The 14,229-nt window shown below is 31.9% G+C and carries 13 protein-coding genes and 6 tRNA genes; 12 read left to right on the top strand and 7 right to left on the bottom strand.

What is annotated here, in order from left to right:
- Window positions 1–25: 25 nt before the first annotated feature.
- The 3 genes from NZD85_RS13920 to NZD85_RS13930 are packed head-to-tail and all read right to left on the bottom strand — an operon-like array spanning window position 26 to window position 3,201.
- Window positions 26–1,012 (bottom strand): LuxE/PaaK family acyltransferase, encoded by a 987-nt coding sequence (locus NZD85_RS13920; RefSeq protein WP_260542447.1) that lies wholly within the window; start codon window positions 1,010–1,012, stop codon window positions 26–28.
- Window positions 1,013–1,061: 49 nt separating this feature from the next.
- A complete protein-coding gene (locus NZD85_RS13925; protein WP_260542449.1) occupies window positions 1,062–1,544 on the bottom strand; it encodes a hypothetical protein in 483 nt (160 codons plus the stop codon).
- A gap of 31 nt (window positions 1,545–1,575) precedes the next feature.
- The gene (locus NZD85_RS13930; protein WP_260542451.1) at window positions 1,576–3,201 is read right to left on the bottom strand and encodes a Na/Pi cotransporter family protein; all 1,626 of its coding nucleotides are present in this window, start codon (window positions 3,199–3,201) and stop codon (window positions 1,576–1,578) included.
- A 298-nt stretch (window positions 3,202–3,499) separates the two neighbouring features.
- Here NZD85_RS13930 and NZD85_RS13935 point away from each other — a divergent pair.
- The 5 genes from NZD85_RS13935 to NZD85_RS13955 all read left to right on the top strand — a co-directional run bounded on the left by NZD85_RS13935 (window position 3,500) and on the right by NZD85_RS13955 (window position 3,984).
- Window positions 3,500–3,573, top strand: a tRNA-Thr gene (locus tag NZD85_RS13935).
- A gap of 17 nt (window positions 3,574–3,590) precedes the next feature.
- A tRNA-Tyr gene (locus tag NZD85_RS13940) sits at window positions 3,591–3,672 on the top strand.
- 7 nt (window positions 3,673–3,679) lie between these two features.
- Window positions 3,680–3,756, top strand: a tRNA-Thr gene (locus NZD85_RS13945).
- Window positions 3,757–3,796: 40 nt separating this feature from the next.
- Window positions 3,797–3,870 (top strand) — tRNA-Thr (locus NZD85_RS13950).
- A 32-nt stretch (window positions 3,871–3,902) separates the two neighbouring features.
- Window positions 3,903–3,984 (top strand) — tRNA-Tyr (locus NZD85_RS13955).
- A 96-nt stretch (window positions 3,985–4,080) separates the two neighbouring features.
- Here NZD85_RS13955 and NZD85_RS13960 read toward each other — a convergent pair.
- Window positions 4,081–4,839 (bottom strand): 5'-methylthioadenosine/adenosylhomocysteine nucleosidase, encoded by a 759-nt coding sequence (locus tag NZD85_RS13960; protein WP_171622030.1) that lies wholly within the window; start codon window positions 4,837–4,839, stop codon window positions 4,081–4,083.
- A 218-nt stretch (window positions 4,840–5,057) separates the two neighbouring features.
- Between NZD85_RS13960 and NZD85_RS13965 the strand changes: the two genes are divergently transcribed.
- Complete coding sequence (locus NZD85_RS13965; protein WP_260542454.1) at window positions 5,058–5,711, top strand: hypothetical protein; 654 nt, start codon at window positions 5,058–5,060, stop codon at window positions 5,709–5,711.
- Between the two features lie 55 nt (window positions 5,712–5,766).
- Complete coding sequence (locus NZD85_RS13970; RefSeq protein ID WP_171622028.1) at window positions 5,767–6,093, top strand: DMT family transporter; 327 nt, start codon at window positions 5,767–5,769, stop codon at window positions 6,091–6,093.
- A gap of 68 nt (window positions 6,094–6,161) precedes the next feature.
- On the opposite strand, the gene NZD85_RS13975 is transcribed toward NZD85_RS13970, so the two are convergent.
- Genes NZD85_RS13975 through NZD85_RS13985 form a run of 3 tightly spaced genes read right to left on the bottom strand, consistent with a single transcriptional unit; the run spans window position 6,162 to window position 9,192 of the window.
- Window positions 6,162–7,514 carry a UDP-N-acetylmuramate--L-alanine ligase gene (locus NZD85_RS13975; RefSeq protein WP_260542456.1) on the bottom strand — a complete coding sequence of 451 codons (1,353 nt, stop codon included), beginning with the start codon at window positions 7,512–7,514 and terminating at the stop codon, window positions 6,162–6,164.
- Between the two features lie 18 nt (window positions 7,515–7,532).
- Complete coding sequence (locus NZD85_RS13980; RefSeq protein WP_225540464.1) at window positions 7,533–8,417, bottom strand: lysophospholipid acyltransferase family protein; 885 nt, start codon at window positions 8,415–8,417, stop codon at window positions 7,533–7,535.
- 19 nt (window positions 8,418–8,436) lie between these two features.
- Window positions 8,437–9,192, bottom strand: coding sequence for an NUDIX hydrolase (locus NZD85_RS13985; protein WP_225540466.1), 756 nt, complete (start codon window positions 9,190–9,192; stop codon window positions 8,437–8,439).
- A gap of 114 nt (window positions 9,193–9,306) precedes the next feature.
- On the opposite strand from NZD85_RS13985, the gene NZD85_RS13990 reads away from it, so the two are divergent.
- From NZD85_RS13990 to NZD85_RS14010, 5 genes are all read left to right on the top strand, one after another.
- Window positions 9,307–11,415, top strand: coding sequence for a M3 family metallopeptidase (locus NZD85_RS13990; RefSeq protein ID WP_260542459.1), 2,109 nt, complete (start codon window positions 9,307–9,309; stop codon window positions 11,413–11,415).
- A 95-nt stretch (window positions 11,416–11,510) separates the two neighbouring features.
- The gene (locus tag NZD85_RS13995; RefSeq protein WP_225540470.1) at window positions 11,511–12,242 is read left to right on the top strand and encodes a YebC/PmpR family DNA-binding transcriptional regulator; all 732 of its coding nucleotides are present in this window, start codon (window positions 11,511–11,513) and stop codon (window positions 12,240–12,242) included.
- 82 nt (window positions 12,243–12,324) lie between these two features.
- A complete protein-coding gene (locus NZD85_RS14000) occupies window positions 12,325–12,732 on the top strand; it encodes a hypothetical protein (RefSeq protein WP_260542461.1) in 408 nt (135 codons plus the stop codon).
- Window positions 12,733–12,863: 131 nt separating this feature from the next.
- A tRNA-Ser gene (locus NZD85_RS14005) sits at window positions 12,864–12,948 on the top strand.
- Window positions 12,949–13,280: 332 nt separating this feature from the next.
- A complete protein-coding gene (locus tag NZD85_RS14010) occupies window positions 13,281–14,228 on the top strand; it encodes a site-specific integrase (RefSeq protein WP_260542463.1) in 948 nt (315 codons plus the stop codon).
- Window position 14,229: the final 1 nt, after the last annotated feature.

Here is a 14,229-nt window from a genome sequence, read left to right on the forward strand (position 1 = left end):
ACGCACTAAATTTTAGTGCGTTTTTTTATGATTCTATCACCATCAAATTGCAACCTCTTACATCAGAATGGTCAAAACGTCCTAAAATTTCAAATTGATTTGTGGCTACTTTTTTTCCCAAATCATCAGTCGCAATAAAACTAATCGAATTGTAATTGGCTAAATCTATCACATTTACGCCACCAGTTTTTCCTTGTTCAACATAGCTTAATGGATCTTCAGTTTCGCGAATCATTATTCGCATCCAATTGGGCGATTTAAACGTTAAATCTCCACGAGAATACCCTTGCGAAAGCAATTCAGTCATTCCATATTCCGAATGAATTTCATTAGTTCCAAAACCATCTTTTAAGATTGTATGTAATTCTTCGCGTGTAATTTCTTTTTTACGACCTTTCATTCCGCCAGTTTCCATCACGATGGTATGTTTCAATTTCATTTTATAATTTTCTACAAAATCTAACAAGGCGAACGAAACACCAATCAAAATAGCTTTTTTACCTGTTTTCTCGTGTGCGATAAGATTTTCATACAATTCATCGTGATTATACAAATAAAATCCGCTTTTATCGCTACCAGATTTTTCAATCCAATATTCCACCATATCTATCAACGAAGAGCCTGTACGTTCTAAATACGAAGGTAAAAGTGCAAATATTGTATAATCAGAAAGTGGTCCATAAAACTGTTCAAAACATTTTTCTAAATTGTAATGATACAATGCCAAATCGGTCACCAAATGTTTGCTTGTTGACATTCCTGTGGTTCCTGAACTTGTGAAAACCTTTTCAACGGCACGATTTCCAGAAATAAGATTATATTTCTTAAAAAATTGAATCGGTAAAAAAGGAATTTCGTTGGTGTGTTTTACAGTAGAATAATCAACATTCAAGAAGTTTAAGAAGTTATTGTACACTTCATTTTCTTGCGCTTGATAACGGAAAACTTCCAATGCAACGTTTTGGAAATCTTCTTCGGATTGAATACTAAAAATTTGCTTTGAATCAAACATTTTGCAAAATTACAAAATAGAGAAGAAGTGTGCGAATTTATTATGAATTCTATTGTTTTTCTAAGTTTCTATAGAATCTGATTGCATAAATTTTTAAAAAATAGAGATTTAATTGATCTAAAATTTTAAAAAACAGAAATTGTAATAAAATGATTATTACTGAAAGTATTATAAATGTATACTTGATTTCTTTGTAAAGATAACTTGAATAAAGATTTATAATGATAAGGAAAATAATACTTACGATAATATTAAATTTTCTTCCCTTTTCAAATAGTTTATTAGGTTGTAAAGTTATCTCAATAATATTTTTATTTTGAAAAGTATATTCTATTGCACCTTTACCATTTAAGAAAGAGTAGGGTGAGATATTATTTCTATTAACTATAATTTTATTCGAATCAAATTCTATATTCTGAAAATCAAATTCTTCAATAAATCCAAATAAATTATCGTTTTGTAATTTTTTAAATTGATTTAAACTTTCAATTATTTCATCGAAAGTTTTTTTGGTTTGATATTCAAAAATCATTAGTTATACTTTAACTCAAACTTACAAATTTCTACTGATTTTTTAGCTTAACAATTGTTGTATTCGCTTTATAAAGATGATCGCCAAGAATTTCGTAATACTGAATCAAATCTTTGTAGAAAAGCGCACTTGTAGTCATTAACTTTTCTTTTTCGATCGTTTTCATCAGATTTGTTTCTGCTTCTTTGTAAATAGCATTAATTGTTTTTTCAATAAATTCGGCTTGTTTAATCGAAATTTCTTCTTGTGTTTCGTTCAGGTTTTGATTTAAAATTCGAGTCGTTTGATCCAAATTATCTTGAAAATCGACCAAATAAGATCTCATTTTTGGGGTGAAATAACTATTGGTCATACGACGACGACGGTGAATAGATGATATTTTAATCGCAATATCACCCACACTTTCCAAATGATGACAAAGCGTTATCAACTGATGAATAGCAATGGTATTTTCGTTTGGTAAATCTAAATCAGCAATTTCATTTAAAAATTCATTTACCTCACGTTCCAACTGATCGCCTTCTTTTTCAAGTTCTAAAATACGTTCGCGAAAAACCAAAATCTTTTCTTCATCACTTTCCGTAATCATTCGTCCAAGCGTATAAATCGTTTGTTTAGTTGTGGAAGCAAGTTTTAACAATTTCTTGTTTGCTTCGTTTTTATAGAGATCAGAATTTGTACCAAATGGAATGGCATAAAATTCTAATTTATTATCAGTTTGCTTGATCGAAAAATATTTTTTCTGACAATAAAAAGCCAATTTATTAATGAAAGGAGTAAGAAAAACAACCCCAACCAAATTACTAATTGTATCAAAAGTAATAAGTTGTACGGCAATATTTGTCGAAATCGTCGAACCTATAAATTTTAATAAGAAACTTGCAAGTAACATAAAAATAATTGCAACCAAGATATTAAATAATGTATGGAATGCAGCTACTACTTTTGTGTATTTATCACCGATTGCAGCTACTAAGTGAGCCGTAAAAGTCGTCCCTATATTTGCTCCTAAAACTATCATTGCAGCTAATTCGATAGGTAAACCTTTACTTGCTAATAGAATCGCAATTGTAATAGAGGCCGAAGAGAAATGAACCAAAACGGTCAGTAAAACACCAAAAAAGATGAATAATAAATTTGTTAAAATTCCATAGTTCGCTAAATCTTGGAAAAATTCTTGTAATTTTTGATGACTTTCTATAGAAGGCAAGAATGTTTTTAAGAAATACAACGATAGAAATAATAGAGAAAGTGAAAACAGAATTCCTCCAATTTTTCGTTGATTTCGTTTTTTCGATAGATAAAAAGGAAAGGCAATTAATACCAGAGGCAAGGCAATTTGTATTAAATCGAATTTCAATCCAAAATAAACCAACCACAAAGTAAGCGTTGTTCCGATGTTTGCACCTAATATCAATCCAAATGCTTTTCGCAAATTAATCAAACCTGCGTTTACAAAACCTAATATAAATACACTTGCAGCTGACGAAGATTGTATGGCAGTTGTAAAAAGAGTTCCTGTAACAATTGTAGAAAAATTGTTTTTGGTTAGTTTGTTTAATGTACGTTTAAAATTCGATCCAGATAAGGCCTGTAAATTTTCGCTCAATAATTTTATCGCAAAAATGAACAACGCAATTGCTCCGAAAAGTTGCAAAATTTGTATGATAAGATGCATTAATGATGAATTGACTACAAAAATAAGTACTCTAATGTAAATAGAATATTATCTTTTTTACTTTTATTAAAAAAAAGTTTATTTTTTTTTAAATTCTAAAATTCTGATTATCAAAATTGAAGTTAAGATTTATCAAAAACTTCTTCTTTTTTTTGTAAAAACATTTGCGAGTTTCGAAAAACTGCCCTAATATTGCACCACGAAAAAGGAACAACACTTCTCTTTAGAAATTAAATTCTTGTTTTCGATTTGAAATATTCAAATAACAAATATTTTTGCCGATGTAGCTCAGCTGGCTAGAGCAGCTGATTTGTAATCAGCAGGTCGTGGGTTCGAGTCCCTCTATCGGCTCAGCAAAAATATAGGTTGGGGAGATACTCAAGCGGCCAACGAGGACGGACTGTAAATCCGTTGGTTTCACCTTCGCAGGTTCGAATCCTGCTCTCCCCACAAAATTGCCGATGTAGCTCAGCTGGCTAGAGCAGCTGATTTGTAATCAGCAGGTCGTGGGTTCGAGTCCCTCTATCGGCTCCAAAAAAGTTTATATTTTACTTTTAAAACAAAAATAACAATCGCCGATGTAGCTCAGCTGGCTAGAGCAGCTGATTTGTAATCAGCAGGTCGTGGGTTCGAGTCCCTCTATCGGCTCTTCTTTTTTGAAGAATACTTTATTATTAGGCGGGGAGATACTCAAGCGGCCAACGAGGACGGACTGTAAATCCGTTGGTTTCACCTTCGCAGGTTCGAATCCTGCTCTCCCCACACTCCATTTAATTATTGGAATACAAAATCATCAAATAATTGATGATTTTTTTATTAATGTGTGCATCAAAAAGAGCCCTTTAAAAAAAGGACTTTTTACTTGATGATATTCTTTATAATTTCGATCGAATAAACATTCGAAACTTTCTCTATAAAACTATTAAAATCCATTGTCGAATGATCATCTGCATCGTCTGATATTGTTCTAATAATGATAAAAGGAATTCCAAATTCATAACAAACTTGCGCTACCGCTGCTCCTTCCATTTCGACACAAAGAATTTCGGGTAAATTTTGTTGAAGTTTTTCTTTTTTTGCAGTTGTCGAGAAAAATAAATCTCCTGATCCTATTAAACCAACATGTAACTGAGGTTCGTGAATATTAAATTTATTCAAATCTTTTTCGGAAATAACATTGTGAAGATGCTGTTCTTCTAATAAATCTAATATAGCGGTTGTTGCTATTTCTAATTGAAAAGGATTGGCTTCGAAATAAGCTTTTCCTAACATTGGAATTTCAAAAGTAGGAAACAAAGGAGAGGCATTCATGTCATGTTGAATTAAACTTTGCCCCAATACGATATCGCCTATTTTTACGTTAGAATGGATTCCTCCTGCAACACCTGTAAAAATTAATTCTGTAATTTTAAACTCTAATATTAAGGTAGAAACTGTTGTAGCTGCTGCAACTTTACCAACTCGTGAATAAACTACAACAACTTTTTGATTATTTAATTCACCTGTATAATAATGTCTTTGACCAATTTCGTGTTCCTCTTTATTTGATAATAAGTTAACTACACCATTTATTTCTTGAGGTATAGCACCCATTATTCCAATTATTCTTTCGCTCATTTTTAAAATTTGTAAGCGAAGGTACCAATTTATTTTCTGTATTTATAAACTGAACAATATATCTCGTAGATTAAAATAAAAGGTAAGCAAATGATAATCAAACAAGTGTTTAAAATATTTTTTATCATGATACAAAAGTAGACTATTTTTAGAATATGTTAAAAATCAATTGTGAATTCGTGTAGGCTTATTGTACTTTTGTGCAATAAATGTTTGAAATGAAAAAAATATCTACAGCACTTGTATGTTGTATGTCTGTTATGCTGATGAATTGTACAAATAAGTCAGAAGAAAATGTGGTTGAAAAAGAAGTTAAAACTGAAGTAACAGTTGAAGAACCAACCGAAATCGTAGAAGGTGTAATTCGTAAGTCTGCAGTAGAATGGACAGCTTATAAAACAACTGATAAAGTTGCAGTTTCAGGACGATTTGATGTCGTTTTAGTGAAAGATGCGAATGAAGAAGGTAAAACACCTCAAGAAGTTTTAGAAGGCGCAAATATTTTAGCTTCTATTGCGACTTTAAATTCTGATCAAATTGATCGTGATCAAAAATTGAAAGATATTTTGTTTGGAAATATGATCAATACAAGTGAAATAAAAGGTCAATTACACTTTAGAGAAGGAAAAACATTTTTGAATTTAACCTTAAATAATACATCGAAAGAATATGAAGTGAAATCATCTTTTGATAATAATACATTTGCAATCGAAGCCGATGTCGATTTAATGGACTTTAATACAACTAAAGCAATGGATGCTTTAAATCAAGCGTGTTTAGAGTTGCACAAAGGTGCTGACGGAATTTCTAAAACGTGGAGCGAAGTTCACATCAAAGGACAAGTAGAATTTAGTGATAGTTTCGGTAAATAATAGTATAAATAATTAATTTTGAGGCTACATTTTTGTAGTCTTAATTTTTATCAGAATGAATTGGATTATTTTATTGATAGCAGGTTTGTGCGAAGTAGGCTTTGCATCATGCTTAGGAAAAGCTAAGGAAGCGACTGGTAATGAGACTTATTTATGGTATGGTGGATTTTTATTCTTCTTAACCATAAGTATGGTTTTACTGGTAAAAGCAACCCAAACCTTACCAATAGGAACAGCTTATGCTGTATGGACAGGAATTGGTGCTGTGGGAACTGTTTTAGTCGGGATTTTTATTTTTAAAGAACCCGCAAGTTTCTGGCGAGTTTTCTTTTTAACAAGTTTAATCTGTTCGATAATAGGATTAAAATTTGTGTCAAATTAATGGAATGAACCAAATTAAATTATTCATAAAAAAGGAGAACTTGAAATTTCAGGTTCTCCTTTTTTTATTTATGCTTTGAATAGTTCATTCAAATCAACTCCACCAAAGTTTCCAGAGCTCATCATCAAAAAGACCTTCTCTTTTTTATCCAAACTTTCGATGTATTGTTTTAATTGCTCCCCATTTGTAAAGACTAAAATAGAATCGTCACCAAAAGCTTTCTTGATATCTTCTGGAGAAATCATTGGCATACGTTTTATTTCTAAAGCCTCAGGGCTATACATTACAATTTTGATATCAGCTTTATCTAAAGCGCCTTTGTATTGTACTAAAAATTCAGGATTCAAAGAAGAATACGTATGAATTTCCAAACAACCTACAACAGTTTTATCCGTATATTGTTCTTTTACCGCATTGGTAACCGAAGTTACTTTACTTGGTGCATGTGCAAAATCTTTGTACGCAACAAAATCAGAGGTACGGTTAATTAATTCCAAACGTTTAGATGCACCTTTGAAAGATTGAATTGCTTCATTGAAATCATCATCCATTACACCTAATTGTTTACAAATCGCACGCGCACCTTCTAAATTCATTAAATTATGGTTACCAAAAACTTCCAATGGAATTGGACCGTCTTCTGTTTCGATAAATGTAACTCCGTTCTCTATAAAGTGTTGTGGTAAATGATACGGAAACTTCTTAATTGCTTTTTCGGTTTCTTCTACCACTTTTACAACTTCTTCGTCTGTTTCGTTATAGATTAAAGCACCTCCATTAACGATAGAATCGACAAATTTTGAGAATTGAGAAGTATAATCTTCAAACGTAGGGAAAACGTTGATGTGATCCCAAGCAATCCCAGATATTAAAGCAATATTAGGTTGATACAACAAAAATTTAGAGCGACGATCTAAGGCTGATGATAAATATTCGTCACCTTCCATAATCATAAATTCGTTGTCATCTGTTAGTTTTACCATCACATCAAAACCATCCAATTGTGCACCGACCATATAATCAACATCGATGTTGTGGTAATGCAAAACATGTAAAATCATCGATGTAATGGTTGTTTTTCCATGAGAACCACCAATTACAATACGTGTTTTGTCTTTTGATTGTTCGTATAAATATTCTGGATATGAATAGATTTTTAAACCTAATTCTTGTGCACGTAACATTTCAGGATTATCAGCATGAGCATGCATTCCTAAAATAACAGCATCGATATCAGCTGTGATTTTTTCTGGATACCATCCCATTTCTTCTGGCAGAATTCCACGCTGAGCTAAACGAGTTTTCGAAGGTTCGAAAATAGCGTCATCAGAACCTGTAACTTGATATCCTTTTTCGTGCAAAGCAATTGCCAGATTATGCATAGTACTTCCGCCAATTGCAATAAAATGAACTTTTTTCATTTTGTATGTTGTATTCTTTTAGTCTTTTTTATTTTCTTCGTCGTATCCCATTTCTTCGAAATCATCAAACTCTTCGTCATCTTCGTTTAGATAATCATCCAATGATTTTTCGCTGTTTTCTGCAAGAATTTCGTCCATTGGTCGAACTTTATTAAATTCTGGAGCTTGTTCAATTGCATTCATTATTTTTTGCATAATAGCATCACTCGAATCATTTTCGTAATCAATATCCAATGGTTCTTTAAAAGTCATTGTTGCATTAATTCCTCTTTTTTTGATGCGCAAACCTTTTTTATCAAAAGCTCTACGAAAACCATCAATTACAACTGGAATAACAATGGGTTTATTTTTTTTGATTAAATGCGCAGTTCCACGGCGACCAGGCGCAAATGCAGTTGTAGTTCCTTGCGGAAAAGTTACAACCCAACCACTTTGCAAGGCGATATCGATATTGTTAATTTCTGATAAATCAACTTTTCGATTTACATTCTCTCCTTTTGCACGCCATGTTCTTTTCACTGTTACCGCTCCTGTATACGCGAATAACTTTGTCAAAAGATTATCTTTCATCGTTTCTTCTGCAGCAACGTAATAAAAATCAATCTTAGGGTTTAGTAGATAAATCGGATTTTTGATGGTATCAATAAATCCATTTTTCACACTACAAAATACATGATACATCGCAAATACATCTGCAAAATAAGTTTGATGATTTGAAACGAATAATACATTTTGAGCAGGTAAATCGACTAAGTTTTTTGTTCCAGTAACTTTTAATTTATTAAAACCATTGTAACGGTTATATGTAAAAGATCCCAATAAGAAAATCAATGTTCTTTTTAGGAAATATAAATGTCCAAATGAATCGCGAAATGCGTTCTTTTTCTTTGCTTTTTGAGACACGAGTTCTTAATTGTTTAATTTACAAATTTAATAGGATTTTTAGATAATCTTTAAATTCTTCTAAAATCATTGCTGTTGCACCCCAAAGATATTCATCATCACCGATGTTGTAACCTGGAATTTCAACCACTTGACCAGAAAATTCTCTTTCAAAAACCTCGTAATCAGCATTCAAAAAAGCTTCCAAATTTAATGGAACAACATATTGTACTTCTCGTTCATCAGGGTTAAACAATGGTTCTCCGTGATATATACCAATATAAGGATAAACCAAAAAGTTACTTGGCGGAATGTACATCTCACTCAGTTGTCGAATAATTTCGATATTTTCATAATCTACACCCAATTCTTCTACCGTTTCGCGAATAGCCGTTTCATCAAAACTGATATCTTGTTCTTCAAACTGTCCGCCTGGTAAAGAAAATTGATGAGAATGTGCACCATCATACGATACACGCATCGTTACAGGAAATTCTATTTCTCCAAATTCATTTTGATACAATAAGATCATGACAGACGCACTTCTTGGATTGGTACGTTTTACATATTCTAAATCAAATTTTTGACGATATGGAGGCGAAAGTTTTTCATGTGATTCCCAATTTGGTAATTCCTCTACACTTTCGGCTAATAAATATTTTAATTCTTCTAAATCTAAATACAAAATTTGTTGATTTTTAAGGTCATAAAAAAGAGTGAAATCTCTTCCACACTCTTCTTCAAAGGTAATTATTTTAGGTGAAAATAAATCAACCTTTTCAAGAAGCTTTATCAATTATTTAACGCATAGAGAATGAGGTTGAAAGTCATATTTTAATCTTCTACACATTAATATTTTTGAAACTTTGAGTTATAAGTTTTAACTTCGTTAAGTTTAAAATAATATAAAATGTTCAATAAAAAACTTTTTTACGGAATGATGGTTGGTTCTTCAATCTTAGCCACTTCTTGTAGTCAAAAGTCAACAAATACGATGTGGAACGATACAAATCCTTTTTTCGAGGTAAGTAAATTGCCTTACCAAACAGCTGATTTTACGAAAATTAAGAACGAAGATTTCAAACCTGCTTTATTGCAAGGAATGGCTGAACAATTAGCTGAAATTAATAAAATTGCAACGAATCCTGCAGTACCAACTTTTGAAAATACGTTGGTAGAAATGGAAAAGTCTGGACAACTTTTAACTCGTGTAAGTCATGTTTTTGGATTATTGACAGGAGCAAATACAAACGAAACATTGCAAGCAATAGAGGAGGAGATGTCTCCTAAATTTGCAGCGCACAGCGATGCAATTTATTTGAATGATCAATTATTTCAACGTGTAAAAAGTTTATACGAAAATAAAAAATCGTTGAACTTAGATAAAGAATCTGCTCGCTTGTTAGATGTGTATTACCAACGATTTGAATTGGCTGGTGCTAATTTAACTTTATCGCAGAAAGACGAATTGAAAAAATTGAATGGAGAAATCGCTTCACTTGAAACAAAATTCTCGAATCAATTATTGAAAGGAACAAAAGCTGGAGGTGTAACCTTTACAAAAGAAGAATTAGCAGGATTAAGCGAAGCTGATTTGGAATCGTTCAAACAAGCAGATGGAACATATTTGATTAGTTTATTAAATACAACACAACAGCCAGAATTACAAAATATGTCGAATCCAGTATCACGAAAAAAATTATTTGATGCAGCTTGGATTCGAACAGAAAAAAATGATGAAAATGATACGCGTGCTACAATTTTAGCTTTGGTAAAAAGTCGTGCGGAGAAAGCTAAATTGTTAGGTTTTAATAACTATGCAGAGTGGAATTTACAAGATCAAATGGCACAAAATCCTACTGCTGCAAAAGGTCTTTTGAATAAAATGATTCCTGCTGCAACAGCAATGGCGCAAAAAGATGCATTAGAATTTGAAACTTTAGCAAAAAAAGAAAATTCGTCAAATACTTTATCAGCTGCAGATTGGAATTATTATGCTGAAAAAGTGCGTAAAGAAAAATATGACTTAGATGAAAATGCAATGAAATCTTATTTTGTTTTAGAGTCTGTTGTAGAAAATGGTCTTTTCTTTATGGCTAAAGAATTGTACGGAATTACATTCAAAAAACGAACGGATATTCCAACTTGGCACGAAGATGTAAAAGTGTACGAATTGTTTAATGAAGATGGTTCACAATTAGGATTATTCTATACAGATTATTTCAAAAGAGATTCTAAACAAGGAGGTGCTTGGATGAGTAATATCGTTGAGCAATCGCACTTATTCGGGACAAAACCTGTAATCTATAATGTAGGTAATTATACAAAACCTGCAAAAGGTCAACCTGCGTTGATTTCGTATGATGATGTGGTTACAACTTTCCACGAATTTGGACATGCTTTACACGGTTTTTTTGCGAATCAAACTTACCCAACCTTATCAGGAACGAATGTTTCGAGAGATTTTGTTGAGTTCCCATCTCAATTTCACGAACATTATGTAACAGAGCCTTCTGTACTAAGAAACTACGCAAAACATTATCAAACAGGTGCTACAATTCCTGATGCGTTAGTAGAAAAAATGAAAAAAGCAGCTAACTTTAACAAAGGTTATACATTAACAGAATTACTTTCTGCAGCATCGTTAGATTTGTCTTGGCATACAGTTTCTTCAGATCAAACAATATCGAATGTAGATGAATTTGAGAAACAAGCATTGATAGCGAATAAAACAAATTTACCACAGGTTCCGCCACGTTATCGTTCTACGTATTTTAGCCATATTTTTGGGGGAGGTTATGCAGCAGGTTACTTCGCTTATATTTGGGCAGAAATGTTAGATCATGATGCATACGAATGGACATTAGAAAATGGAGGAATGACCAGAGAAAATGGTCAAATTTTACGTGATAAAGTTTTCTCTCAAGGTAATTCGGATAACTTGAATGAAGTGTACAAAAATTTTAGAGGTAAAAATCCATCAATTGAACCGATGTTAAAATACCACGGATTGAAATAATCAGTCTAAAATAATAACAACTTAAAAATCCAGGACATAGTTCTTGGATTTTTTTCGTATTATGAATAAATTTGCAACTATTAAAACAAGTATAAATGGGAAGAGCATTTGAATTTAGAAAAGGACGTAAATTGAAACGTTGGGCGGCAATGTCTAAAGCGTTTACTAAAATTGGGAAGGATATCGTAATGGCAGTAAAAGCAGGAGGGCCTGATCCGCATTCAAATTCTCATCTTCGTGCGGTAATTCAGAATGCCAAAGCGGTTAATATGCCGAAAGATAATATCGAACGCGCAATCAAAAAAGCATCTGATAAAAATACAGAAAACTATAAAGAAGTAATTTTTGAAGGTTATGGACCGCATGGAATTGCAATGTTAGTTGAAACTTCTACAAACAATAACAACCGTACAGTTGCCAGCGTTCGTTCTTACTTTAGTAAATGTAATGGACAATTAGGAACACAAGGTTCTGTTGAATTTATGTTTGATCATATTTGTAATTTTAAAATTCAAAAACCTGAAGGGGTTGATATGGAAGAATTAGAATTTGAAATGATCGATTTTGGTGTAGAAGAAGTTTTTGAAGATGAAGATGGAATTGTGTTAATTGCACCTTTTGAGAATTATGGAACAATCTTTAAATCTTTAGAAGAGGGCGGATACGAAATTATATCATCAGAATTTGAAAGAATTCCTCAAACAACAAAGGAATTAACAGAAGAAGAAAGAGCTGACATCGAGAAATTGTTAGAGAAATTTGATGAAGATGAAGACGTGAATAACGTGTATCATACAATGAAAGAGGATGACGAAGAAGATGAATAATATCTTTTCTGAAAACTATAATTTATTAAACCATTCAATTTAATTGAGTGGTTTTTTTTATCTTTAAAGCTAAATTGTATTCATGATCAAAACACTTACAATTTTAGGTTTAGTTTTGCAGTTTTTAGCTTTTTGGATGGCAGCTCCAGAAATTTTAGGAGCAGATTGGTTGAGAAAAACAGAAGACCTAATACGTAAAATGATTCGTCAAATCCCTCAGCTAATATTAGCTGTTTTTGGAATGTTTATGGGAATGATGTTTTATCATTCAATTAGTTCGTTATTTGTATTTATTTCAGTGCTTATCATCATAGGGTTTATGTTGCTTTTTTATAAAAAATTAGAACAAATTCTTGATGATAAAATTTCAAGACCATTAATCGAAAAATTAATTTTAAATGATGCTTTCCGATTTACTTTATTAAAGTTTGCAGCATTATTTTTTACACTTGGTTTCATAATTCAGGTCGGTTTAGTCCTTTTTACCTAATTATTTTAAAAAATAGTTATTTGATACTGAATTAACTAACAAGTTGTATAAAAAAAACTTTAAATTAAGGTTTGCTAATTCGAAAAAGCGTTCTATATTTGCACTCGCAATACGGCAATAAACGCTGTGTAGGAGAGTTGGCAGAGTGGTCGAATGCGGCAGTCTTGAAAACTGTTGAGGGTCACACCTCCGGGGGTTCGAATCCCTCACTCTCCGCAACTTTAAACAAAGTTGATTCAAATAACCTCTATTTTTAACGAAATAGAGGTTTTTTTATGCAATAAACTTTCAGATTAAAACATTTGTTTCAGAAAAAACAGCGACTATTTAGCGACCTATTTTAATTTCAAAAAAAGGTCGCAGAAATATTAAAGAAATAAGTCCTATCCCTTTACCCAAAAGAGATAGTAAAAAAGGACAATGAAAATACCCTAACCTTTTTCATAGCCCTTGTCATAGCCTAACCAAGAACGTGTCCAATAGATGAACATCTTGATTCTACACTAATAACACTTTAAATTTTATCTAACCAATAAAAATTGAATCAGATGAGACAGAATCTTAAAATTAATGTTGGTCCACGTAACTCAAAGACCAATAAACAAGGACTACAACCAATATACTTTACAATCCGTATAGCCAATAAACGCTACGAATTCTCCACAAAAAAATACATCGATCCTAAAACGTGGGACCACAAAAATTCCAAAATCAAAGGAAAGACAGAAGAAGCCTATTCAATTAATGGTTACCTAGAAGTCATCAAATCTAAAATAATTAACCTCGAAATTCAATACAGCTTACGTAATGAAGTTTTAACAATAGAAGAAATAAAACAATTCCTTAATTCACAAGGCAACGCAAACAAACGTATGCTAGTACCTATCTTCCATCAACACAACGATCAATTAAAAAAAATAATCAACAAAGAAGTCGCACCTGGAACAATAGAACGCTATGAAACCACACTAAAGCACATCAAAGAATTTCTAAAACATCAATACAAAAAAGAAGACATAGCTATTGATGATATCGACCACGCTTTTATTATGGATTTAGATTTCTATTTTCGAGCCGAACGCAAATGCAACAATAACACAACAGTCAAATATATTAAGAATTTCAAAAAGATAATTAGAGAATGTATGGCAAAAGATTGGATTCAAAAAGATCCATTTGTCAATTATAAACCGAAAGTCGAAAAAGTAGAACGAATCTTTCTTTCGCAAGAGGAAATCTATGCGATTTACGAAAAAGAACATTGCACTGAAAGATTAAACCTTGTAAGAGATATTTTTATTTTTTCCTGCTATACAGGTTTAGCCTATATTGATATTTTTAATTTAACGAAAAACCATATCGTAAAGGGTATTGATGGTCAATTGTGGATTCATACTTATAGACAGAAAACTTCTACTCCTACAAAAATTCCATTATTAAATATTCCGTTAGACATAATCGAAAAATACAAGGAACATTTTTTATGTCAAAACTGAA

This window comes from Empedobacter stercoris (assembly GCF_025244765.1).
Lineage (GTDB): Bacteria > Bacteroidota > Bacteroidia > Flavobacteriales > Weeksellaceae > Empedobacter > Empedobacter stercoris.

Bases quoted from the DNA above. Each gene is read 5' to 3' on its own strand.
- NZD85_RS13920 (WP_260542447.1), bottom strand. From the start codon at position 1,012: ATGTTTGATTCAAAGCAAATTTTTAGTATTCAATCCGAAGAAGATTTC.
- NZD85_RS13995 (WP_225540470.1), top strand. From the start codon at position 11,511: ATGGGAAGAGCATTTGAATTTAGAAAAGGACGTAAATTGAAACGTTGG.
- NZD85_RS13990 (WP_260542459.1), top strand. From the start codon at position 9,307: ATGTTCAATAAAAAACTTTTTTACGGAATGATGGTTGGTTCTTCAATC.
- NZD85_RS14000 (WP_260542461.1), top strand. From the start codon at position 12,325: ATGATCAAAACACTTACAATTTTAGGTTTAGTTTTGCAGTTTTTAGCT.
- NZD85_RS13960 (WP_171622030.1), bottom strand. From the start codon at position 4,839: ATGAGCGAAAGAATAATTGGAATAATGGGTGCTATACCTCAAGAAATA.
- NZD85_RS13965 (WP_260542454.1), top strand. From the start codon at position 5,058: ATGAAAAAAATATCTACAGCACTTGTATGTTGTATGTCTGTTATGCTG.
- NZD85_RS13925 (WP_260542449.1), bottom strand. From the start codon at position 1,544: ATGATTTTTGAATATCAAACCAAAAAAACTTTCGATGAAATAATTGAA.
- NZD85_RS13975 (WP_260542456.1), bottom strand. From the start codon at position 7,514: ATGAAAAAAGTTCATTTTATTGCAATTGGCGGAAGTACTATGCATAAT.
- NZD85_RS14010 (WP_260542463.1), top strand. From the start codon at position 13,281: ATGAGACAGAATCTTAAAATTAATGTTGGTCCACGTAACTCAAAGACC.
- NZD85_RS13970 (WP_171622028.1), top strand. From the start codon at position 5,767: ATGAATTGGATTATTTTATTGATAGCAGGTTTGTGCGAAGTAGGCTTT.